The organism is Paenibacillus sp. 2TAB26, assembly GCF_052115145.1.
Taxonomy (GTDB): Bacteria; Bacillota; Bacilli; order Paenibacillales; family Paenibacillaceae; genus Pristimantibacillus.
The window spans coordinates 1-22,870 of sequence record NZ_JBFRGC010000017.1 but is presented as its reverse complement, the minus strand read 5'-3'; the positions used below and the strand labels follow the sequence as shown (position 1 = coordinate 22,870).

The 22,870-nt window shown below is 44.4% G+C and carries 22 protein-coding genes; all 22 read left to right on the top strand.

The window, feature by feature from the left end:
- Positions 1 to 23 precede the first annotated feature (23 nt).
- The gene (asd, locus tag AB4Z50_RS19720; RefSeq protein ID WP_441881232.1) at positions 24 to 1,058 is read left to right on the top strand and encodes an aspartate-semialdehyde dehydrogenase; all 1,035 of its coding nucleotides are present in this window, start codon (positions 24 to 26) and stop codon (positions 1,056 to 1,058) included.
- Between the two features lie 62 nt (positions 1,059 to 1,120).
- Positions 1,121 to 2,335: an aspartate kinase gene (gene dapG / locus AB4Z50_RS19715; protein ID WP_339208970.1), complete on the top strand. Its 1,215-nt coding sequence runs from the start codon at positions 1,121 to 1,123 to the stop codon at positions 2,333 to 2,335.
- 25 nt (positions 2,336 to 2,360) lie between these two features.
- Complete coding sequence (dapA, locus tag AB4Z50_RS19710) at positions 2,361 to 3,236, top strand: 4-hydroxy-tetrahydrodipicolinate synthase (protein ID WP_076269197.1); 876 nt, start codon at positions 2,361 to 2,363, stop codon at positions 3,234 to 3,236.
- A gap of 433 nt (positions 3,237 to 3,669) precedes the next feature.
- A complete protein-coding gene (locus tag AB4Z50_RS19705) occupies positions 3,670 to 5,349 on the top strand; it encodes a ribonuclease J (RefSeq protein ID WP_053375776.1) in 1,680 nt (559 codons plus the stop codon).
- A gap of 216 nt (positions 5,350 to 5,565) precedes the next feature.
- Positions 5,566 to 6,303, top strand: coding sequence for a ClpP family protease (locus tag AB4Z50_RS19700; protein ID WP_430055122.1), 738 nt, complete (start codon positions 5,566 to 5,568; stop codon positions 6,301 to 6,303).
- The gene (locus AB4Z50_RS19695; RefSeq protein WP_076269198.1) at positions 6,300 to 6,512 is read left to right on the top strand and encodes a YlzJ-like family protein; all 213 of its coding nucleotides are present in this window, start codon (positions 6,300 to 6,302) and stop codon (positions 6,510 to 6,512) included. The genes AB4Z50_RS19700 and AB4Z50_RS19695 overlap by 4 nt, the downstream gene beginning before the upstream one ends.
- 81 nt (positions 6,513 to 6,593) lie before the next feature.
- Entirely contained in the window at positions 6,594 to 9,266 is a 2,673-nt protein-coding gene (locus tag AB4Z50_RS19690; protein ID WP_441881229.1) for a DNA translocase FtsK, read from the top strand.
- 118 nt (positions 9,267 to 9,384) lie between these two features.
- Entirely contained in the window at positions 9,385 to 10,170 is a 786-nt protein-coding gene (sleB, locus tag AB4Z50_RS19685; RefSeq protein ID WP_076269200.1) for a spore cortex-lytic enzyme, read from the top strand.
- Between the two features lie 147 nt (positions 10,171 to 10,317).
- The gene (yfmF, locus tag AB4Z50_RS19680) at positions 10,318 to 11,592 is read left to right on the top strand and encodes an EF-P 5-aminopentanol modification-associated protein YfmF (RefSeq protein WP_441881226.1); all 1,275 of its coding nucleotides are present in this window, start codon (positions 10,318 to 10,320) and stop codon (positions 11,590 to 11,592) included.
- A 3-nt stretch (positions 11,593 to 11,595) separates the two neighbouring features.
- A complete protein-coding gene (yfmH, locus tag AB4Z50_RS19675; RefSeq protein ID WP_441881224.1) occupies positions 11,596 to 12,882 on the top strand; it encodes an EF-P 5-aminopentanol modification-associated protein YfmH in 1,287 nt (428 codons plus the stop codon).
- The gene (gene ymfI / locus AB4Z50_RS19670; protein ID WP_076269202.1) at positions 12,879 to 13,625 is read left to right on the top strand and encodes an elongation factor P 5-aminopentanone reductase; all 747 of its coding nucleotides are present in this window, start codon (positions 12,879 to 12,881) and stop codon (positions 13,623 to 13,625) included. Before yfmH ends, ymfI begins: the two co-directional genes overlap by 4 nt.
- 108 nt (positions 13,626 to 13,733) lie before the next feature.
- Complete coding sequence (locus AB4Z50_RS19665) at positions 13,734 to 13,985, top strand: DUF3243 domain-containing protein (protein WP_076269203.1); 252 nt, start codon at positions 13,734 to 13,736, stop codon at positions 13,983 to 13,985.
- Positions 13,986 to 14,174: 189 nt separating this feature from the next.
- Positions 14,175 to 14,942, top strand: a complete 768-nt coding sequence (locus AB4Z50_RS19660) for a DUF3388 domain-containing protein (protein ID WP_076269204.1) — start codon at positions 14,175 to 14,177, stop codon at positions 14,940 to 14,942.
- 18 nt (positions 14,943 to 14,960) lie between these two features.
- Positions 14,961 to 15,917: a helix-turn-helix domain-containing protein gene (locus AB4Z50_RS19655; RefSeq protein ID WP_441881221.1), complete on the top strand. Its 957-nt coding sequence runs from the start codon at positions 14,961 to 14,963 to the stop codon at positions 15,915 to 15,917.
- A gap of 28 nt (positions 15,918 to 15,945) precedes the next feature.
- The gene (locus AB4Z50_RS19650; protein ID WP_076269206.1) at positions 15,946 to 16,440 is read left to right on the top strand and encodes a YajQ family cyclic di-GMP-binding protein; all 495 of its coding nucleotides are present in this window, start codon (positions 15,946 to 15,948) and stop codon (positions 16,438 to 16,440) included.
- A 251-nt stretch (positions 16,441 to 16,691) separates the two neighbouring features.
- Positions 16,692 to 16,835 carry a hypothetical protein gene (locus tag AB4Z50_RS19645; RefSeq protein WP_179089831.1) on the top strand — a complete coding sequence of 48 codons (144 nt, stop codon included), beginning with the start codon at positions 16,692 to 16,694 and terminating at the stop codon, positions 16,833 to 16,835.
- Positions 16,832 to 17,407 carry a CDP-diacylglycerol--glycerol-3-phosphate 3-phosphatidyltransferase gene (pgsA, locus tag AB4Z50_RS19640; RefSeq protein WP_138751526.1) on the top strand — a complete coding sequence of 192 codons (576 nt, stop codon included), beginning with the start codon at positions 16,832 to 16,834 and terminating at the stop codon, positions 17,405 to 17,407. Before AB4Z50_RS19645 ends, pgsA begins: the two co-directional genes overlap by 4 nt.
- Before the next feature lie 102 nt (positions 17,408 to 17,509).
- Positions 17,510 to 18,760 carry a competence/damage-inducible protein A gene (locus AB4Z50_RS19635; RefSeq protein WP_441881218.1) on the top strand — a complete coding sequence of 417 codons (1,251 nt, stop codon included), beginning with the start codon at positions 17,510 to 17,512 and terminating at the stop codon, positions 18,758 to 18,760.
- 258 nt (positions 18,761 to 19,018) lie between these two features.
- Complete coding sequence (recA, locus tag AB4Z50_RS19630; protein ID WP_054028920.1) at positions 19,019 to 20,068, top strand: recombinase RecA; 1,050 nt, start codon at positions 19,019 to 19,021, stop codon at positions 20,066 to 20,068.
- A gap of 79 nt (positions 20,069 to 20,147) precedes the next feature.
- Positions 20,148 to 20,852, top strand: a complete 705-nt coding sequence (locus AB4Z50_RS19625; RefSeq protein ID WP_256710954.1) for a regulatory protein RecX — start codon at positions 20,148 to 20,150, stop codon at positions 20,850 to 20,852.
- A gap of 181 nt (positions 20,853 to 21,033) precedes the next feature.
- A complete protein-coding gene (gene rny, locus AB4Z50_RS19620) occupies positions 21,034 to 22,578 on the top strand; it encodes a ribonuclease Y (protein WP_076269209.1) in 1,545 nt (514 codons plus the stop codon).
- 89 nt (positions 22,579 to 22,667) lie between these two features.
- On the top strand, positions 22,668 to 22,870 hold a 203-nt coding region (locus tag AB4Z50_RS19615; protein WP_441881215.1), incomplete at its 3' end, for a YmdB family metallophosphoesterase.

Here is a 22,870-nt window from a genome sequence, read left to right as displayed (position 1 = left end):
GGATAGAGGGGAGACGACAACAGATGTCGTATCAGAAATTGTTTAACGTTGCAGTTGTTGGTGCAACAGGCGCAGTAGGAGAACAAATACTGAAATTACTTGCTTCCAGAAACTTCCCGATCCGAAAGCTTAAGCTGTTATCGTCTGCTCGCTCAGCCGGCACAAAAATTACATTTAAAGATCAGGAGCTTACGGTTGAAGAAGCAAAGCCGGAAAGCTTCGAAGGTATCGACATCGCTTTGTTTAGTGCAGGAGGCGATGTTACTAAAACATTGGCTCCACATGCGGTTAAACATGGTGCAGTATGTATTGATAACACCAATGCATACCGCATGGACGAAAACACACCGCTTGTCGTTCCTGAGGTAAATATTGAGAAGGTTAGCGAGCATAAGGGCATAATCGCTAATCCGAACTGCTCGACCATTCAAATGGTAGTAGCTCTTAAACCGCTACAAGACCGTTTTGGCATTTCGCGTATTATCGTTTCCACCTATCAAGCGGTTTCTGGTGCTGGAAATCTTGCCATAGATGAGATGCTTCGTCAAACTACAGCTTCACTTCAGGGTGAAGAGGTAAACCCAGCTATTCTTCCAGTAGGCGCATTGCCGGTTAAGCATCAAATTGCATTTAATGCGATTCCGCAAATTGATAAGTTTCAAGAGAATGGTTATACGCTTGAGGAAATGAAAATGGTTCGCGAAACGAAAAAAATTATGGGTGACGAGTCTATTCAGGTTACAGCTACATGCGTGCGAATTCCTGTCGTTTACGGTCACTCGGAATCTCTATATGTTGAGCTCAAAAACGACTACGATTTGGAAGAGGTTAAGCAGCTGCTTGCAGATGCACCGGGCGTTACGCTCGTTGATGATCCTGCTAATCAGCAATACCCGCTTGCGACTGATGCTGCCGGTAAGCCGGATGTATTTGTTGGTCGCTTGAGACGTGATCTTGGATCGGATCGCGGACTTAATATGTGGATCGTCTCCGATAACCTGCTCAAAGGAGCAGCATGGAATGCTGTTCAAATCGCTGAACATATCGCAAGAGGTTAATGTATTAAGTAAAAGGTAATAAAGCTTGCTTCTTCCCTGGATCGATCATGGAGGATTATAATATGCGCATCCTGATTCAAAAATTCGGGGGCACCTCTCTTTCTACCGATCATGCCAGAGAACACGTAATTAGTCATATTACCAGAGAACGCAGCAGTGGCCTTGCTGTAGTCGTAGTCGTATCTGCTATGGGGCGTAAGGGCGATCCTTACGCAACGGATACCTTGCTTCAGGTTATACGTGATAATGGCGACAGGCTGCCAGCGCGTGAGCGAGATATGCTGCTAGGCTGCGGAGAAATTATTTCCGCAGCCGCTTTATGCAGCTTGCTCATTGCGAGCGGCATTCCTTCCGTTGTCCTAACCGGAGGACAGGCGGGCATGATTACTGACGAGCAGTATGGGCAAGCCCGAATCAAAGAGATTCGGCCAGATAAGGTGCTTCATCATTTACGTGAAGGAACCGTTGTAATCGTAACAGGTTTTCAAGGAAGCACTGCATTAGGAGATACGACAACACTTGGCCGCGGCGGAAGCGATACTTCAGCTACAGCATTAGGTGCTGCGCTGCGCGCTGAAATGGTCGATATTTATACGGATGTTAACGGGATTTTAACGGCGGACCCTAGATTAGTCGAGGAGGCGAAACCGCTTCCTGTCGTAAGCTATGCTGAAATATGCAACATGGCAAGGCAAGGAGCTAAGGTTATCCATCCTCGTGCCGTTGAGATTGCTCAGCAGGCTCGTATACCGCTCCGCGTTCGTTCTACCTTCTCAAGTGAAACAGGCACATTAGTAACTGATTCTGCTGAGCTTAAGGCTGAGCTGGCGGTTAAGGATCGTCATGTTACAGGAATTGCCCATGCAGCAGGGATTACTCAAATATCAGTAAAGGCTATTGAAGGCCGAAATGACGTGCAGCTGCAAGTGTTTCAATCTATGGCTAAACATCATATTAGTGTTGATTTTATTAATGTAACGCCAAGCGGTGCAGTTTATACCGTATTTGATCATGATGCTAAACGTGCAGTTGATGTACTGAAGGAATGCGGCTTTGCACCTTCAGCTATTAAAGGCTGTGCTAAAGTATCCGTCATCGGCGGTGGTATGAATGGAGAGCCAGGCGTTATGGCGCGTATCGTGGAAGCGCTGACGGAGCAGGGCATTTCAATCATGCAATCGGCTGATTCTAATACTACGATATGGGTGCTCGTTCGTGAAGCGGATATGGTAGAGGCACTTCGTTCTCTGCACGCTAAGTTCGAGCTTCATCGATAGAGCAACTTTTTTGGGAGGAATTCAGATGGAATTTGGAAGACTAATTACCGCAATGGTAACCCCATTTGATGCGGACGGTCATATTGATTGGGAAACGACAGCAAAATTAATTGATTATTTGATTGAGGAGCAGCAAAGCGATAGTCTTGTCGTTTCAGGCACGACTGGCGAATCACCGACGCTCTCCGATGAAGAAAAACTGGAACTGTTCCGATTTGCTGTTAAGCATGCGAATGGTCGTTGCAAAATCATTGCTGGTACGGGCAGCAACAACACAGCCCATTCCATCCATCTGACAAAAGACGCAGAAGCAGCAGGCGTTGATGGCATTTTGCTTGTCGCTCCATATTATAACCGTCCTAGTCAAGAAGGACTTTATCAGCACTTTAAGGCTATTGCTGAAGCAACAAAATTGCCTATTCTTTTGTATAATGTGGAAGGTCGTACGGGAGTCAACATCTCTGTCGAAACGACGCTTCGTTTAGCACAAATCGACAATGTTGTGGCGACAAAAGATTGTGCTTCAACAGATCAATTAACTCAAATTATTAGTGGTGCTCCTGCAGGATTTAAAGTATACAGCGGGGACGACAGTGCTACACTTCCTGCTTTAGCTATTGGAGCTTACGGAATCGTTAGCGTTGCGGGACATGTCGTTGGCGCGCAAATGAAACAATTAATCGAAGCCTATGTGAACGGAAACGTTCAGGAAGCTGCTCGAATAAATGGTATTTTACATCCAATTTTCAGAGGTTTATTCTATTGTCCTCATCCTGTACCTAATCCTGTGGCCGTGAAATTTGCACTTGGCTTAAAAGGTTTGCCAGTTGGAGGAGTTAGACTTCCGCTTGTTACTGTGACCGAGGCTGAGGCCGCATTCTTACGCAATTTACTGGTGTAAATACACGTAATCGTTGATTGCAGCCGGTGCATCCAGCATCGGTTTTATTTTTTTGGGAAGCATATTGCATAATAGCAATATCGTGTTTCACTTGTATTCCAGCTTTTTCTTCATGTATAATGATTTCAAGTGACTGGGTGCGGCAAATATTTGGAAATGAAATTAACGTCAGAGCGGCATCTGACGATAACAACGCATAGGTAAACAATGTTCGGCATTAATTACCTGTGGATCCGTACAAAATAAATATTGCTTTTCCATATTACGACAATACTTACGAGGCCATTATAGCTTCGCAATAATAATTAGATGCTTACGGAGCCGTTCGCTTCGAAATATTTAAGAAAATGCTTACAAAGCTATTTTGCTTCGAAAATTAACCCAATGATTACGAAGCGAATTTCGCTTCGCAAAATTTTAAGGAGGAAAACACTTGTCTAAGAAGAACAACCAGGATAAATTGCTCATTTTTGCACTAGGCGGAGTTGGCGAGATCGGGAAAAACATGTACGTCATCCAATATAACAATGATATCGTTGTAGTTGACTCAGGACTTAAGTTCCCTGAAGAGGACATGCTCGGAATCGATATTGTTATCCCTGACATCTCTTACCTAACGGAAAATCGCGACAAAGTTCGCGGAATTATTATTACACATGGTCACGAGGATCATATTGGCGGTTTGCCTTATGTACTAAAAAGCTTAAATGTGCCATTATATGCAACAAAACTAACACTCGGACTTATCGAAGGAAAATTGAAGGAAGCCGGCTTGCTCGGAGAAACGAAACGTATTCTCATCAATGCAGATAGCGAAATTCAATTAGGCACGATTCGTGCATCCTTCTTCAGAACGAACCACAGTATTCCAGATTCCGTTGGTGTCAGCTTGGATACACCGGAAGGTACTGTCGTTCATACAGGTGACTTTAAATTTGACCATACGCCGGTGAATGAGCAATTTGCTGACTTGCAGCGTATTGCTGAGATTGGCAAGCGCGGCGTTTTGGCGCTATTGTCAGACAGTACAAATGCTGAACGTCCAGGATACACGCCATCTGAAGCACAAGTTGGCGACAATCTAGAGGATATTTTCCGCAAATCGTCACAACGCGTTGTCGTAGCAACTTTTGCTTCCAACGTACACCGGATTCAACAAATTATAAATGCTGCTATTGCAACAAAACGTAAGATTGCGGTTGTTGGCCGCAGTATGGTTAACGTTGTAGGTATCGCTTCTGATCTTGGCTACTTGAATATTCCAGAGGGAATGATTATCGAGCCGGAAGAAGTAAACAAATTAGCTGCTGATCGTGTTGTTATTTTGTGTACAGGCAGTCAAGGCGAGCCGATGTCGGCGCTTACTCGCATGGCACGTTCGACACATCGCAAAGTTGATATTTTACCAGGCGACACCGTCATTATTGCGGCAACACCAATTCCGGGCAACGAAAGATATGTTGGTCGTACTGTTGATGAATTATTCCGCCTTGGTGCAAATGTTATTTACGGAAATGGTTCCGTTTCAGGCGTTCACGTATCTGGTCACGGCAGCCAAGAAGAACTTAAGCTTATGCTTAACTTGATTAAGCCAAAATACTTCATTCCTATCCACGGTGAATATCGTATGCTTCGTCAGCATGCGAAGCTTGGGGAAGCAATCGGAATTGAGCGCGAGAACATCTTCGTTATTGATAACGGTGATACAGTTGAGTTCCAGAACGGCAGCGGCCGCAAAGGCTCGAAAGTACAAGCAGGAAACGTATTGATTGATGGATTGGGCGTAGGCGATGTTGGTAACATTGTATTGCGTGATCGCAAGCTATTGTCGCAAGATGGCATTTTGGTCGTTGTTGTTACATTAAGCAAACAAGATGGCGCGATCTTGTCTGGTCCAGATATTATTTCTCGCGGTTTCGTTTATGTTCGTGAATCCGAAGGTCTTCTTGATGAAGCCAATCGCATCGTGACATCGACGCTTACACGTTTGATGAATGATAAAGTAAATGAGTGGGCATCGCTCAAAACGAATGTGAAGGATGCGCTTGGTCGTTTCTTGTACGAGCAGACTCGTCGTCGTCCAATGATTTTGCCAATCATTATGGAAGTTTAACATATAAATAATTAATGAAAAGAATCGCTTGTCCTTTCCGCAATTGCCGCGGCGGACACAAGCGATTCTTTTTTTATATAAGAACAGAAGACTTTTCTGCTTGGTTTGTCAAATCAAGAGATCTAGACTGTATTTTGTATAAATTTTTGACCAGACCTCATACTATGACGAGCATCAACATAAGAGGGGGATATTTAAATGAATGGTCACACAAACATGCAGTTTACTTCAGAGCAGCCTGAACAACCTATTCCAGACGATAAAAAAAAGGCGAATGCTGTTGTCGAAACGATTCAGCAGCTTGGTCAGACAGCGGCTCCTGCATTGACGGAATCCAATATCTTTTGTATGACCATCATTGGGCAAGTGGAGGGACATCTCGTTTTGCCACCGCAAAATAAAACGACTAAATATGAGCATCTTATTCCACAACTCGTAGCAGCTGAACAAAATCATAAAATTGAAGGTGTGTTTATCGTTCTGAATACTGTAGGCGGTGATGTCGAGGCAGGACTGGCAATAGCTGAGATGATTTCATCACTCAGCAAGCCAACAGTAACGCTCGTGCTTGGCGGAGGACACTCTATAGGCGTTCCGATTGCCGTTGCTGGCGATATGTCGTTTATTGCAGAAACAGCAACGATGACGATACATCCAATTCGTCTTAACGGTTTAGTAATCGGTGTACCACAAACCTTTGAATATTTGGATAAAATGCAGGAGCGCGTCGTACGATTTGTAACTTCGCACTCGAACGTGACGGAACATACATTTAAAGAGCTCATGTTCAAGACGGGGGAGCTTACACGGGATATAGGAACTACGGTTATTGGGTCTGATGCAGTCAAGCATGGTCTGATTGATGCCGTTGGCGGCTTGGGTGAGGCGTTAAAGGAATTAAACCGAAGAATTGAGGCTTCCAAGCTCGGTAGAATTGAGGTGAATATCCAATGACACTTTATACGAATATGCCTCTTGAGGTTGTGCTGGAGGGCTTTAATGACGAAATGGAGCAATCGCAAGAGGTATGGTCAAATGGTGTAAAGATGCAGGTGACTCCCATCGCACCGGGAATGGGGAAAATTATTCGATTATTAGATTGCAGCCTCGACGACTATCTCAATCCAAATTTAATGCCGGGCACGATTGTGAATTATAAATAAGGAACAAACAAATGTTCGTGCAAATGTCTCATAGGAACATTTGCCCACCTATGGTATAATCTTTTACCAGAGGTGACGGATTTGGCAAAGAAAAAGAGACGAAAAAAATCAATTGGCACAAACTTAAAATATGAAGTATATGGAATTTTGCTTATTACAATATCAATTATTGCCCTCTCTGGAGAGGCGGCTGTCGGGCGCTCGTTATCCAAGCTATTTGGGCTTGTGCTCGGCAAGTTTTATTTTGTATTAGCACTAATTGGGATTGTCATTGGACTTGCTGTCATGATCAAACGCGCTTGGCCTAAAGGATGGACGAACAAGCGAACAGGCTTGTTTATCATGGTGCTTGCATTTACACTCATGAGCTCCATATCTGAAATTGATCAAAAGCTGAGCCCTACGGTTGATTTGACAGGGTCGAAGATTTTTAATCAGCTTAGCAGCGATTTAAAATTATCTTTAATAAGTGTACCGGCCGAAAATGATTTACCGATCAGAGACAAAGAAATAAGCGGTGGTTTTGTAGGCGCTATTCAATATTCATTATTTTTCTCTTTGTTCGGGTATTATGGCGCGAAGCTTATTATGTTTGTTATGTTCGCGATCTCTATCATGCTTATGACAGGTAAGTCGTATGTGGAGTTAGGGAGATTGGTTACGACCCGTGGCAATCGTATGTTCAAGCTGCTTGCAGCTAAATGGGAGAAGAGAGCTTCTCTGCGTGCTGCCGCAGCTGCACAAGCGAGTGCCAATGTTGGACAGGCTGATTTTGATGATGATGATGAAACAATTGATGACGATCATGAAAGTTATGTTGCTGCTCCTCCTAAGAAGAAGAAGAGAAGATCTTTGTTTTTCTCTTGGAGACAGGATCAAGATGAGGAAGAGTCTGATACTTCCAGTCATCCGCAGGATGAATGGGTGTTCGAGCCAAATGGAACGGATACGCTTGCAAGCGCGAAGCCTGCCTGGCAAAATGATATCGAACCGCCTTGGGAGAAATCCGGCGCTGATTTACATACAGATTTGACTCCAGATGAGCATGACAGCACGCCGCCATGGGAAAATGCTGGTGATGGTCTTATAATCGACCATGAGCCGCTTGTAGCTAATCGTGATGAAGCATGGAACCAAACGAATCCTATTCAGGAATTAGCCGATTCAGAGCTGCTTAACGATACTCAGGAAGAGGCTGAGGATGATGATACGGATTTATTGGAGCCTGAAATAATCGCGGCTGGTGCTAATTCTTCAGAAGCGCTTGTATATGAGGAAGATACGGAGCAACCGATTCCGAAACGTCCTATTGCCGAAGAGAACGCACCTAAACCTTACCTGCTGCCGCCTTTTACGCTGCTTACTAAACCGAATTTAATGAGCAAAAATGCTGATGCGTCCGACATGTACGACTCTCGCCGAAAGCTGGAGGCAACGCTGGAAAGCTTTGGCGTACGTGCTAAGGTACTGGATGTTGTTCGCGGGCCAGCAGTAACTCGTTATGAAGTTCAGCCGGCAACGGGCGTTAAGGTTAGCCGAATTGTTGGTTTAACGGATGATATCGCTCTTGCGTTAGCAGCTAAGGATATTCGGATGGAGGCACCGATCCCGGGGAAATCAGCCATAGGGATAGAAGTGCCAAATATGGAGGTTTCCGTCGTAACGATGCGAGAGGTAATGGAAACCACTGCGTTTCAAAATGCTGCCTCCAAATTGTCTATCGCGTTCGGCCGAGATATATCTGGACAGACGATCGTAGGCAACTTAGCCAAAATGCCCCATTTGCTTGTAGCAGGTGCTACAGGTTCGGGTAAATCCGTTTGTATTAACGGCATTATTACGAGTATTTTGTATAAGGCTGCGCCAGACGAGGTTAAATTTCTTATGATTGACCCAAAAATGGTTGAGCTGAACGTATACAATGGAATTCCGCATTTGCTCGCTCCAGTTGTTACGAATCCTAAGCGTGCTTCTCTGGCTCTAAAGAAAATTGTTGTTGAGATGGAAAGCCGCTATGAGCTTTTCTCCAAATCCGCAACTCGCAATATCGAAGGCTACAACAATTTAATGGCCGATAATCCTGCAGCTGTTCTTCCTTATATCGTTGTTATTGTGGACGAGCTTGCTGACTTGATGATGGTTGCTGCAAACGATGTAGAGGACTCCATTGCAAGGCTTGCTCAAATGGCGCGTGCAGCTGGTATTCATCTTATCATTGCAACGCAGCGGCCATCAGTCGATGTCATTACGGGCGTTATTAAAGCAAACATTCCTTCCCGTATTGCTTTCGGTGTATCTTCTCAGGTAGACTCTCGCACCATTCTTGATATGGTAGGAGCGGAAAAGCTGCTTGGTCGCGGTGATATGCTTTTCTTGCCGGTTGGAATGTCGAAGCCGATAAGGGTGCAAGGGGCCTTTTTATCCGATCAAGAAGTAGAATCATTAGTAAACTACGCACGCGGTCAAGCCGAAGCGCAGTATAAAGAGGATCTTGTACCGGAAGTTGAAGAGGACTCAACGGATGGGAACGAAATGCTGGATGAGCTTTATGATCAAGCGGTACAAGTGATATTGGAAGCGAAGCAGGCATCGGTTTCCTTGCTGCAGCGGCGAATGAGAATTGGCTATACTAGAGCGGCAAGATTGATCGACCAAATGGAGGCTCGCTCTATTGTTGGTCCTTATGAAGGCAGTAAGCCGCGGGAAGTGCTAATTACACTCGATCAATTTCAAGCTGGAAGAGCTAGCTCATAATTTCCGAAGTTTGCAGAAAACGGAACGAAGTGCATAGAAGTGGGATCAACTTCTCATACTAAAGTTAGGTAACGCTACCTTAAGCGAACTAACTTGCAAGAGAAAGGCAGATCCCATCATGAGAAATCGTTTGATTTTGGTGACCTCGATTATCGTGCTGTTGTTGTTCGGTTCCTTTTCGTTACTGAGCGGAAAGCATGACGGAGTAAAGGAAACGTTCAGCAACGCCACCTTAACTGTTGGCTCAACTGGACAAGACGTAAAAGAATTGCAAGGACGGCTAAAGCACCTCGGTTATTTTAAAGGTGATATAGACGGGAAGTTTGGATCGAGCACAAAAAATGCGGTCACATGGTTTCAATGGAAGTTTGGGCTTAAATCGGACGGTATTGTCGGTGCCAAAACAAAGCTGAAGCTTTGGGAAGCAACAAAAAAATGGACGCCATCAGCAGCAGCCCCGCCTGCTTCCGGTTCTAATTCTGGCGGTAAAGAAGATGCTGGTTCTTCCGGCAATAAGGCACCCATTGGAGGTTCCAACCGATTAGGCTTGTCGGAAAATGACATACAGATTATGGCTAATGCCGTATACGGTGAAGCAAGAGGCGAGCCGTATGAAGGCCAAATCGCGGTTGCTGCGGTTATCATTAACCGTATGAAGTCTCAAAGTTTCCCTAACACGATTTATGGCGTCATCTTCCAGCCTGGTGCCTTTACAGCGGTTGCTGACGGGCAAATTTGGCTTACGCCTAATGCGAAAGCGCGCGAGGCAGTTATGGATGCCATTAACGGCCAAGATCCTTCTGGCGGTTGTCTTTATTATTTCAATCCAGAAACAGCAACCTCGAAATGGATCTGGACAAGAACACAAATTAAAACAATCGGCAAGCATATATTCTGTATGTAACTATAAGCCATTCTCGAAAGGAAGCAGCCGTTACTGCCTAGTGCAGCAGTGGTTGCTTCTTCCATTTCCTATAGGTTAGAATGGTATAGTGATTTGTTTAATGGAATAGATTTACTCTATAACGCGCCGTTGAAAGGAGCAAACCGAGTGTCCACATTTGAAAGAGGGCAGCTGCAGCGCATTCGTCTGCATGTATTGCCTACAAAACGATTCAAAACGTTTGCCATTTCGTTATTTGCGGGACTTTCACTTGAAGAAGCAACAGTAACACCGGTTGCTCTTATTCCGTTTGTACTGAGAAGAGGCACGGCGAAATTACCAGAAACGATTACTTTTCGTGAGAAGCTTGACGATTTATATGGAGCAGGCTTTGGGTTCGATGTATATAAAAGAGGCGACTCTCAGATTGTCCAATTTCGAATGGATGTCATAAATGATGAGTTTGTTTCATCCGATACTCCACTTCTTGCAGAATCGCTGCAATTTCTAGGTGATGTAATAACAGATCCGCTCATAGATCAGAATGGTTTCCATCAGAAGTATGTAGATGCCGAAAAAACGACGCTCAAAAAACGTTTAGAGGCGATCGTCAATGATAAAATTCGATACGCCGCAGAGCGCTGCTTGGAAGAAATGTGCGCGGATGAGCCTTATCGTTTGCATCCACTAGGCAAGCTTGCTGAAATCGAATCCATTACCTCATCTTCACTGTATGATTCCTATTTGCAGTGGCTGGATAATGCAGCACTTGACTTGTATGTCGTTGGAGATACGACGCTTGAGGAAGTAACGAAGCTTGTGGCGAGCGCCTTCAAGTTGAAGGATGGTTCACCATCTACTTATTCCACTCCGAATATCCATCACCCTGTTAAGGAAGTGAAACAGGTCACAGAACGGATGGAGGTCAGTCAAGGCAAGCTGAATTTAGGGCTTCGCACGGGAGTCGGGTATGTTGATGATGCTTATCCTGCTGCATTAATGTACAACGGAATCTTGGGCGGATACCCTCATTCGAAGCTTTTCTTGAATGTGCGCGAGAAAGAGAGTTTGGCTTACTACGCTGCATCCCGTCTTGATGGACATAAAGGGTTATGCACAATTCAATCCGGAATTGAGTTTGCGAATTACGAGCGAGCAGTTGTGATTATTAAAGAGCAGCTTGAAAGCATGCGTCAAGGAAAACTCTCGGAGCTTGAGATGAACCAAACCAAGGCGATGATATCCAATCACCTCCGTGAGCTTCAAGACTCAGCGTATGAGATGATTGCTTATGATTTTAATGGCGTGTTAACGGGTAAAGATCGAAGTGCAGAGCAGCTGCTTGAGCAGGTTCAAGCGGTAACAGCTGAGGATATCGTTAAGGTTGCAGAGCAAGTACAGCTCGATACGATTTACTTTTTGCGCGATCGAAAGGAGGCATAAAAGGTGCAAACCCTAAATTATCCAAATGTTCAGGAAACCTTGTATCGTGAAGTGCTTGATAATGGACTTGAAGTTATCGTACTTCCGAAGGAAGGCTTTCATAAAACGTACGCGACATTTTCTACAAAATACGGTTCCGTTGACAACCGTTTTTCAGTTGGCAGCCAGCCGCCTGTAAAAGTGCCGGACGGTATTGCACATTTCTTGGAACATAAAATGTTTGAAGAGCCAACAGGCGATATTTTCGCAGTATTTGCCTCTCAAGGTGCATCGGCTAATGCCTTTACGAGCTTTGACCGAACCGTATACTTGTTTTCGGCTACGGAGCAAATCAACGCGAATTTAGAGACGCTTATCAATTTTGTTCAGAATCCTTATTTTACGGATACAAATGTGGAGAAGGAAAAAGGGATCATTGAGCAAGAAATCAATATGTACCGCGACAATCCGGATTGGAGAGTCTATTTTGGATTGATTGATGCGCTTTATCATGAGCATCCTGTTCATATTGATATCGCCGGCACTGTCGAGTCCATCAGGCAAATAGATAAGGAAACGCTATATCGCTGCTATGAAACGTTTTATCACCCATCAAATATGTTGTTGTTTGTTGTTGGCGGAGTGAAGGCGGAGGAAGTATTCCAGCTTGTCCGCGACAATCAAAATAGTAAGTCGTTTGAACCTCAAGGACCGATTGAACGTTATTTCGAGAAAGAGCCGGAAACAGTAAAAATTGCGCGTAAGGTAACGGAGCTTCCTGTATCATTGCCTAAATGCATGCTGGGCTTCAAAGAAAAGCAGACAGGTCTTGAAGGGGAAGCGCTTCTTCGTCAAGAAGTAACGACCAAGCTGATGTTGGATGCTTTGATTGGGCCTAGCTCTAAGCTTTATCAGCAGCTGTATGAAAATGATCTGATCTCTGATTCATTTGGAAGCGAGTATAATTCGAGCACGGGTTATGCTTTCTCCGTTATCGGCGGAGATACTCCAAATCCTGATGAGCTTATTAAGCAAATCCAAACGGCGGTTGAAGCCGTTTTGGTAAGCGGTATTGAGCCTACTGCGTTTGAAAGATCCAAACGTAAAAAAATCGGTGGATATTTGCGTATGCTTAACTCCCCAGAAGCAATTGCCGGTGAATTTACAAGATATCGATTCCGTGACAGCGACATGTTCGACGTCCTCGATTTCTATGAGAAATGTACACTTGAACAAGTGAATGAACGGCTCCGCGAGCATTTTGATTTCGATCAGCTTGCAGTATCCATTGTGGAACAGCCTTCAAAATGAAGACGCTCCAACAGATGACGGTTCTTATAACGGGGGGAAGCCGCGGCATCGGAGCAGCTATTGCTAAACGATTTGCAGCGGAAGGCGTAAATATCGTTATCCATTACTTGCAATCTCATGAGACAGCAAATGAAACGGCACGGATGTGTATGGCTCTTGGCGCGAATGTGTTAACCATTTCTGCTGATCTGCGCTCTAAGGAGCAGCTGGAGCGGATGCGGGAGAAGCTGGAGAGCCATAATATGCTTCCCGATATATTGGTTAATAATGGCGGAATTTCACATTATGGCATGTTAATGGATGTGACAGAGGAAGAATGGGATGATGTGATGGCGGTCAACCTAAAAGGAATGTTCCTTTGTTCGCAGCTATTTATGCCGAATATGATTGCACAGCGCTTTGGCCGCATCATAAATGTTTCTTCTATTTGGGGAATGTCAGGTGCTTCGTGCGAGGTTCTCTATTCCACGACGAAGGGTGGCATGAACGCCTTTACTAAGGCGCTGGCGAAAGAGCTGGCGCCGACAGGCGTTACTGTTAATGCGGTTGCTCCTGGTGCAGTTGAGACAGAAATGATGGATGGGTTCAATGCGGAGGAAAAGGCAGCTATTCAGCAGGAAATTCCGGTTGGACGTTTTGGCTCAACAGATGAAATTGCATCACTTGTATATTTTCTTGCACTGCCGGAATCTTCCTATATTACGGGCCAAGTCATTAGTCCGAATGGCGGATGGCATACGTAGTCGGTGGCTGCTGCTTCTTGGGACAAGCTTGTTGCATAATTAGAACAGTGTTTACGCATCATATGACTGTTGATGATTTTTTTCTATACCCTTAGGAGGCGAAGAAACATGTCAACCGTACTTTCTAATTTTGCAACATGGAAGCAATTTTTGGCAGAGCGTGTATCGCAAGCCAAAAAAATCGGCATGACGGAAGAAACGATTTCAAGCTTAGCTTACGAAATCGGTACTTTTCTCGACGAGAAGGTCGATCCGAAAAATGAGGAAGAACGCGTATTGAAGCAGCTATGGGACGCTGGCGATGAAGCAGAACGCAAAACACTTGCATGCTTAATGGTCAAGCTCGTTCAGGAGTCTTAGCAGCAATCGTACGAAATCGTCATCTTCCTTAACAGAAGCAGAAGCAGAAGAGCCTCCTCTAGGAGGCTTTTCTGCAATGTTTCTTTTTGGGTTGCAGGATTGTGACGAAACTTGTAGAATTATGTTTCATGATGTATGTAATCTTTTTTTACATACTTCTACAAGAACAGGTTTAGGACGGTGACCGCATTGGAATCGAAACAATGGTACATGGAATACAAAATACATAAAAACCGCCCGGGATTACTTGGAGATATCGCCTCATTGCTCGGTATGCTTGAGGTTAATATTATGACAATTAACGGTGTGGAAGATAGAACTAGGGGCATGCTGCTTCAAACTGACGATGATGAGAAGATTGAATTGCTTGGCAAAATGCTGCAAAAAGTAGATAATATTACTGTTAACAAACTGAGAACGCCTACAATTGTTGATATTTTGGCAGTGCGCCATGGACGCTACATTGAACGTGACTCTGATGATCGCAAGACGTTTCGTTTTACACGTGATGAGCTGGGCATTTTGGTCGATTTTTTGGGTGAAGTGTTTAAACGAGACGGCAATCAGGTTATAGGTGTAAGAGGGATGCCGCGAGTTGGGAAGACAGAATCCATTATTGCAGGAAGCGTATGCTCGAACAAACGATGGTCCTTTGTGTCCTCCACCTTATTGCGCCAGACGGTTAGAAGCCAGATGTCAGAGGACGAAATGCAGCCGAATACGATTTTTATCATTGATGGTATCGTCAGTACGATTCGTTCAAATGAAAAGCACTACAGCTTGCTTCAGGAAATTATGGCTATGCCATCAACTAAAGTAATTGAGCATCCGGACATATTTATTAAGGAATCCAATTACGATTATAGCCATTTTGATATAATTGTTGAATTACGGAACAACCCAGATGAAGAAATTTCTTATGAGTCTTTTACAACTAACTATACAGACGATTTCTAATCGGAAGGAGGCCGTCTCATGTCTGACTTAGGAGAATTGCTTCGCAAGGCGAGAGAGCAACGTGGATTAACGCTTGACGATATTCAAGAAACGACAAAAATTAGAAAACGGTATTTGGAAGCGATTGAAAGTGGAGACCACACGGTTTTGCCTGGTCCTTTTTATGTACGAGCATTTGTGAAAAATTACTCAGAAGCTGTTGGGCTTGATCCGGACGAAGTGCTTCGTTTGTATCAGCATGAGGTGCCTGCAGCGCCGGTAGAACAAATATCTGAGCCGATTGTATCAAGATCACCAAGACGTGTGCAGTCCCAGTCTTCAGAAAGACTAGGGAAAATCGGCTTCAATGTGATGATGTGGTCGTTTCTTATTTTAATTGTTGTCGTCATCTGGGTGTATGTTATTAATAATGACACAGGTGGTGCCAAACAAACCGACAACAATACTAATATCACGGAAGTTTCCAAACCTCCAGCTACGAACGAGGGAGGAACCGCGGGTGGAAACGAAAACACGCCAACCGACAATCCAGCTCCACCAACACCAACACAAGCACCAACTACGGTTACTTTCGGAAGCAAAGTAGGCAAAGCGGATCAATATGATATCGGTCCTGTTGGCGTTGCCCATAAGGTTGAAGTTAAAGTGAGCGGCGGCAGAAGCTGGTTAGAGGTACGTTCAGACAGCAATCAAGGCGAGAAGCTTTATTCTGCGAATGCTGAGGACGGCAGTGTTGAAACATTTGAACTGACGGGTCCGCTTTATATCAATGTTGGTAGAGCAGATTTGACGGAAATTAAGGTTGATGGCGTTATTGTTCCTGACGGGGACAGAGCGGGCTCGAAGAAGCTGCTGCTTAAACCTCTAATTGACGAAAACGCTCCAACAGGTGGAAATACTGAAACTGGAACTGAATCTGGCACTAACACGGGTACAGGTACAGGTACGGAAACGAATCAAACGAAAACGGAATAATGAATACCGTAACAAAGGAGAGATTGAATTGGCATCAGAAAATGCATTTGATATTGTATCCAAGGTGGATATGCAAGAATTAGCCAATGCGATTAAGCAGGCGGAGCGGGAAATTGAAACACGCTTTGATTTTAAAGGCAGCAAGAGTTCCATTGCACTTGAGAAGGAAGATCTTGTTGTTGCTTCAGAGGATGAGTATAAGCTTAAGAGTGTGCTGGACATTTTATTATCCAAAATGGTAAAACGCGGAGTTCCAATTAAAAATATGGACTACGGAAAAATTGAAGGTGCTTCCGGCAATACGGTTCGTCAGCGCATTAAGCTAAGACAGGGTATTGAGCAGGATGTTTCAAAAAAAATTAATATACTTATCCGCGATTCAAAGCTGAAGGTAAAAAGCTTGATTCAAGGCGACCAACTGCGCGTTTCCGGAAAAAGCTTAGATGATTTGCAAGCTGTTATGAAGCTGCTCAGGGAAGCGGATTTGCCTGTAGAGCTTCAATTTACTAATTATCGTTCCTAACAAGCAAAAACGCCTTCAGCGTCCTCTGGATGCTGAAGCAGCTTTGACGAAGAAATATAAGAAGAGTAGGTGCAAACTATATACTTTCTTATATTTAAAAAGGCTTCGTTTCATCGGTTTCCGAGAAACGGGGCTTTTCGTTTTGGTAAAGCCATAGATGAAAAATGAGGCTTTAGCCGCTTTTGACACGTGTAATGGCATGTATTATACTTGTTTAGACAGCTTTACAGTTGGATCTGGGGGATACATAGATGAGAGAAAAAACACATGCGGTCACTCAAAGCTGCTTAACAAATGAATTGCAGCTGGGACAAAAATCTGATTTTTTTTACAAACAAAGGGTTCGCGTAACGCACACCTATGAGTTAGATCGATCTGAGGAGGGAATTGCGTGAATCTGGCGAACCGCATTACACTAGCCAGAATATTTTTGGTGCCGGTTATTATGTTTTTTCTGCTTATTAAAGTGGATTTGGGGTCGTTCACGATTTCTGACTTCTCCATTACATACAATCAAATTGCAGCGGCACTCATTTTTATTGTGGCAGCAAGCACAGACGGTCTAGATGGTTATATTGCAAGGAAAAACAAAATTGTAACTAACCTCGGCAAGCTGCTTGACCCTTTGGCGGATAAGCTTCTCGTGGCGGCAGTTCTCATTTCACTTGTTGAAATGGATAAACTTAATGCGCTGATTGCCATTGTTATTATCAGTAGAGAGTTTGCTGTTACAGGACTTCGTCAAATCGCACTTTTAGAGGGTTCTGTTATGGCTGCCAGCACTTGGGGGAAATGGAAGACGGCGATTCAAATTACGATGATTATCGCTCTCCTTATTAATAATTTCCCATTCAATTTTATTGATTTTCCATTCGATGTTATCGCAAGCTGGGTAGCAGCTGCTATTACGGTTTACTCAGGCATTGATTATTTCTTGAAAAACAAACATCTGATTCCGGTAGAATAATGGTAAAGCATCTTTCCGTCAAAAAGGGGAGATGCTTTTGCTTATATGCCTGTATTTGCCTGTATTTACTCATACATTTGAATATGAAGGAGAACTTGAATCATGAAAGCAGAAATTATTGCAGTCGGGACAGAGCTGCTGCTCGGGCAAATTGTTAATACTAATGCCCAATACTTATCGCAGAAGCTTGCAGAGTTGGGTGTAGACGTCTATTTTCAGACTGTAGTTGGGGATAATTCTGCTCGCCTGAGGCAAGCCATTGAGATCGGCAGAAGCCGAGCGGATTTGCTTGTTTTTACTGGCGGACTCGGACCAACACAAGATGATCTTACAAAAGATGTATTAGCTGATTATTTGAACCGTGAGCTGAGTATTCATGAGCCGTCTATGTCAGCAATTGAGCAGATGTTCAGCTCGCGCGGCATTCATATGGTGGAGAGCAATCGTCGTCAGGCTTTGATGATCGATGGCGGGGTTCCGTTGGAAAATACAACAGGCTTAGCAGTTGGCAACGGTTTGTCTGTTGATGGAACACTTTATTTGCTGCTGCCGGGACCGCCGCGTGAAATGAAGCCGATGATGGAAGGCGCCGGTGAACGGTGGCTGCGTTCGATGTTGGGAGAGGCCAATCCGCTTTATTCTCGCATTTTAAAGTTTGCGGGGATAGGTGAATCCAACCTCGAAGCTAAGCTTCTGGATCTAATTGATGGGCAGCTTGATCCAACGATCGCACCTTATGCAAAGGAAGGCGAGGTTTCGATACGCGTATCGACCAAAGCGAGCTCTTCCATTGAGGCTGATCTGAAAATCGATAAAAGTGTGCAGCAGATTAAGGATCGGGTAGGCGAGTATTTGTATGCAGAGCAGGATATCCCTCTGGAGGAGGAGGTTATACACCTGCTGAGAGCCTCAAGACGCAAGCTGGCGAGCGCGGAAAGCATTAGTGGGGGTTTGCTTGCCGAGCTAATTACAAACGTTCCTGGAAGCAGTGGAGAGTACGTAGGAGGGGTTGTCACCTACACCAATATAATGAAGCATCATATGCTCAGCATTCCGATGACTCAACTTGAAGGCGAAGGGGCTCCTGGAGCGATTAGCGATTCGACTGCCGCTTTAATGGCAGAGCGGGTTCGAGAACTCTCCGATGCTGATTTTGGCGTTTCTTTGACAGGAGTTGCTGGTCCAGCACAATCAGAAGGCAAGCCAGTGGGGCTTGTCTATGTAGGAATTGCCGAGCGCGGCAAACCGACCGCTGTTCATACGCTGAATTTGAGCGGCGGCAGAGGCATGATCAGAATGCGAGCAGTAAAGTCTGCTTTGTATCGTTTGTGGCTTGCGCTGCAAGCACGGTAATTTTGTTGATTAGGAATGGCAGATGCTTGTTTGGTAAATGGATGATTGCCATAAATAATGTTTGTCAATTGACGGTTTGACCGTTATAATAAAGCTTAGTTATCGGAAGAACCGTAGCGAAGATTACCTTTGCTGCGGTTTTTTTATGTCCATTTAAGGGGGCGAAGCGAAAAGGCGAATGTATGTTCGAAAAAATGCTTGTCAACCTGCCGGAAAAAAGGTATCATAAAATTATAAATAAAGAAGGATGTGAGTTTCTTGTCGGATCGTCGCGCTGCACTAGAAATGGCTTTGCGTCAAATTGAGAAACAATTTGGTAAAGGCTCCATCATGAAATTGGGAGAATCCACACACATGCAAGTTGAGACCGTGCCTAGCGGTTCGCTTGCTCTAGATATTGCTTTGGGAATAGGCGGATTACCGCGTGGACGGGTTATCGAAATATATGGACCAGAATCTTCTGGTAAAACGACAGTCGCGCTTCACGCGATTGCTGAGGTTCAAAAAATTGGCGGACAAGCTGCCTTTATCGATGCCGAGCATGCGCTTGACCCGCTTTATGCAAGCAAGCTTGGTGTAAATATTGATGAGCTATTGCTTTCGCAGCCTGATACAGGCGAACAAGCTTTGGAAATTGCCGAAGCTCTTGTAAGAAGCGGCGCGGTAGATATTATCGTTATTGACTCCGTTGCGGCACTCGTACCGAAAGCTGAAATCGAAGGCGACATGGGGGATTCTCACGTAGGTCTTCAAGCTCGTCTGATGTCTCAGGCTTTGAGAAAGCTATCGGGAGCAATTAGTAAATCGAAAACAATTGCGATCTTTATTAACCAATTGCGTGAGAAAGTCGGCGTTATGTTCGGTAACCCCGAGACAACACCAGGCGGACGCGCATTGAAATTCTACTCAAGCGTACGTCTTGACGTACGTCGTATTGAGACGCTGAAGCAAGGCAATGACATGATAGGTAACCGTACTCGTATTAAGGTTGTTAAGAACAAGGTTGCTCCACCGTTTAAGCAAGCTGAGGTGGACATCATGTACGGCGAAGGTATTTCCAGAGAAGGTACGCTTGTTGATATCGGTGTTGAGATGGATATCGTTCAGAAGAGCGGAGCATGGTTCTCTTACAATGGCGAGCGTCTGGGCCAAGGTCGTGAGAATGCGAAGCAATATTTGAAAGATCATAAGGATGTTGCCGAAGTTATAGAAAAGCAAATTCGCGATGCGAGCAACTTGTCTGCAGCAGCAACTCAGGCTAATTTCAAACCTGATGAAGACGATGAAGAGTTCGAAGATCTAGAATAAATTGTCCGGCAATTATACGTGTTGATGCTTCGCCGTCCTGTTAGGGACGGCGAAGCTGTGTTTAGAGAGGATGTACCGTATGACCCAAAGCCATTCAAGAACCGAAGAAGAATGGATGATATTATCCGTTAAGCAAGACAAAAAAGAACGGAAATTATACCATCTTTTTGCCGAGTCAGAGAAAGCTATTCTGTCTGTGCATGAAGATATATTGATTCGTTATCGATTGACCAAGGGACAACTTGTAACCGAAGCTCAGGCCGATGAAATACGAATGGAAGATGAGCGCTATCGGGGATATATAATGGCTATCGCTTATTTGGGAGCTAGACCGCGTACGAGAAAGCAGATTGAGCAATATTTGAATCGCAAGTTTTTTGAAGCTGACAATATTCAGTATGCCCTTGACCGTTTAGAAAGAGAGCATATTGTGGATGATGAACAATATGCACGCCAATTTGCGACCAGCCGACTTAAGAATCGCTTAAAGGGTCGACGGTTCATTCAGCAAGAGCTGCAACAGCGAGGCGTGTCGAAAGAAGCCGCAGCAGAAGCAATCGGTTCACTGGACCAGAAAGTGGAATTAGCATCTGCTAAGAAGGCTGCGGAGAAGAAATGGCGATCTTTAAAAGGCGAACCATTTGAGAAAAAACGTAAGCTTATGGGGTATTTAATGCGCAGCGGCTTTCCGGGAGATATCGTGAAAGACGTGATAAAGTCGATCGATCTGGATGGGGAAGAAGACTCATTCGAGGAAGATGATGGGCTTTTGCTTGACAATTGATTTTACGAAAAGATAAAATGAGGTTGTATTCCTTCATTATTGAATCAATTTTCCTTCCAAAAGTTGATTCAATACGATTATTTTCGTCAAATTAGTAAATGTTTAAACGGTTTGAAGCCGGTTGAAAACCTAATATCATCCCAAGCAGTGCCTTGGTGTATGCAACAAGGAGGTGAACAAGATGCCTAATGAGATCATTTGGATCTTGATCTGTCTCTTTGTTGGCGCAATATTCTTTGGGATTGGTTATTTTATTCGAAAGTCGATTGCCGAGGCCAAAATTTCAAGTGCTGAGCAAGCTGCTATTGTAATCGTAGAAAATGCGAAAAAAGAAGCGGAAGCTCAGAAGAAAGAAACTGTGCTAGAGGCAAAAGATGAAGTCCACAAACTTCGTTCCGAAGCCGAGAGAGACATTCGTGAACGTCGCAACGAGGCTCAACGTCAGGAAAGACGTTTGCTCCAAAAAGAGGAGTCGCTGGATAAAAAGTTAGAAGCGCTAGAACGCAAAGAAGAAACTGTAGCCAACAAAGAAAAACGGATCGAAGAAACGCAAGAGCAGATCGACTCCATTTACAAGCAACAGTTAAGTGAATTGGAACGTATATCGAGTCTGACAACGGAAGATGCGAAATCGATCATTTTATCCAATGTTGAACAGGAAGTACGACATGAGACAGCACAGATGATTAAAGAGATCGAGCAGCAAGCGAAAGAAGAGGCCGATAAGAAAGCCCGTGATATTATATCACTAGCTATTCAGCGCTGTGCGGCAGATCATGTGGCTGAGACGACGGTTTCCGTCGTAACCTTGCCTAATGAAGAAATGAAAGGCCGTATTATTGGGCGTGAAGGCCGTAATATCCGTGCTTTGGAAACATTGACTGGTATCGATCTTATTATCGACGATACACCGGAAGCGGTCATTTTATCTGGTTTCGACCCGATAAGACGCGAAATTGCCCGCACTTCTTTGGAAAAGCTTGTGGCTGACGGTCGTATCCATCCTGCCCGCATTGAAGAAATGGTTGAAAAATCTCGTAAAGAAGTGGATGAGCGTATCCGTGAATACGGTGAGCAAGCTACTTTCGAGGTTGGCGTTCATAGCTTGCATCCGGATTTAATCAAGATTTTAGGTCGATTGAAATATCGGACAAGTTATGGTCAAAACGTGCTGAAGCACTCAATGGAGGTCGCTTACTTGACTGGATTGATGGCAGCAGAGCTTGGTCAAGATGTTACGCTCGCAAGGCGTGCAGGTTTGCTGCATGATATCGGTAAAGCGCTTGACCACGAAGTTGAAGGATCACACGTTGAGATCGGCGTTGAGCTCGCTAAGAAATACAAGGAGCATCCTGTCGTTATTAACAGTATTGCCTCCCATCACGGTGATACGGAAGCCACTTCCGTTATCGCGATGCTCGTAGGAGCAGCAGATGCATTGTCCGCTGCACGCCCTGGAGCTCGTCGTGAAACGCTTGAAACGTATATCAAACGTCTGGAGAAGCTTGAAGACATTTCCGAATCGTTTGAAGGCGTTGAAAAATCATACGCGATCCAAGCTGGCCGCGAAGTGCGCGTCATGGTGCAGCCAGAGAAAATCGATGATACAGAAGCATTCCGACTCGCTCGTGATATTACGAAAAAAATCGAGAGCGAACTTGATTATCCGGGACATATTAAAGTTACGGTTATTCGTGAGACACGCGCGGTTGAATATGCAAAGTAAGTAAACAAAAAAATATAAGCTTTTCAGAAAAGTGGCTGCTAGTTAGCCACTTTTCTGTTTGCAGGCGTACAAAAAAGGAAGTGTAATGAATGAACGTATTATTTATCGGCGATATCGTAGGCAATGTAGGAAGAAGCGCGTTAAAGCGAGTACTGCCAGCACTAAAAAGTAAATACAACCCTCATATTATTATTGCGAATGGCGAGAATGCCGCTGCTGGTCGTGGGATTACAGCAACCATTGCTAAGGAATTTTTCGAATGGGGAATCCATGGCATAACGATGGGCAACCA

What these genes read in the sequence shown, in the direction of transcription:
- AB4Z50_RS19645 (WP_179089831.1), top strand. Translation starts at nt 16,692, where the DNA reads ATGAGAGAAAAAACACATGCGGTCACTCAAAGCTGCTTAACAAATGAA.
- asd (WP_441881232.1), top strand. Translation starts at nt 24, where the DNA reads ATGTCGTATCAGAAATTGTTTAACGTTGCAGTTGTTGGTGCAACAGGC.
- rny (WP_076269209.1), top strand. Translation starts at nt 21,034, where the DNA reads ATGCCTAATGAGATCATTTGGATCTTGATCTGTCTCTTTGTTGGCGCA.
- AB4Z50_RS19655 (WP_441881221.1), top strand. Translation starts at nt 14,961, where the DNA reads ATGTCTGACTTAGGAGAATTGCTTCGCAAGGCGAGAGAGCAACGTGGA.
- sleB (WP_076269200.1), top strand. Translation starts at nt 9,385, where the DNA reads ATGAGAAATCGTTTGATTTTGGTGACCTCGATTATCGTGCTGTTGTTG.
- AB4Z50_RS19665 (WP_076269203.1), top strand. Translation starts at nt 13,734, where the DNA reads ATGTCAACCGTACTTTCTAATTTTGCAACATGGAAGCAATTTTTGGCA.
- AB4Z50_RS19625 (WP_256710954.1), top strand. Translation starts at nt 20,148, where the DNA reads ATGACCCAAAGCCATTCAAGAACCGAAGAAGAATGGATGATATTATCC.
- dapG (WP_339208970.1), top strand. Translation starts at nt 1,121, where the DNA reads ATGCGCATCCTGATTCAAAAATTCGGGGGCACCTCTCTTTCTACCGAT.
- ymfI (WP_076269202.1), top strand. Translation starts at nt 12,879, where the DNA reads ATGAAGACGCTCCAACAGATGACGGTTCTTATAACGGGGGGAAGCCGC.
- AB4Z50_RS19635 (WP_441881218.1), top strand. Translation starts at nt 17,510, where the DNA reads ATGAAAGCAGAAATTATTGCAGTCGGGACAGAGCTGCTGCTCGGGCAA.
- dapA (WP_076269197.1), top strand. Translation starts at nt 2,361, where the DNA reads ATGGAATTTGGAAGACTAATTACCGCAATGGTAACCCCATTTGATGCG.
- AB4Z50_RS19695 (WP_076269198.1), top strand. Translation starts at nt 6,300, where the DNA reads ATGACACTTTATACGAATATGCCTCTTGAGGTTGTGCTGGAGGGCTTT.
- AB4Z50_RS19700 (WP_430055122.1), top strand. Translation starts at nt 5,566, where the DNA reads ATGCAGTTTACTTCAGAGCAGCCTGAACAACCTATTCCAGACGATAAA.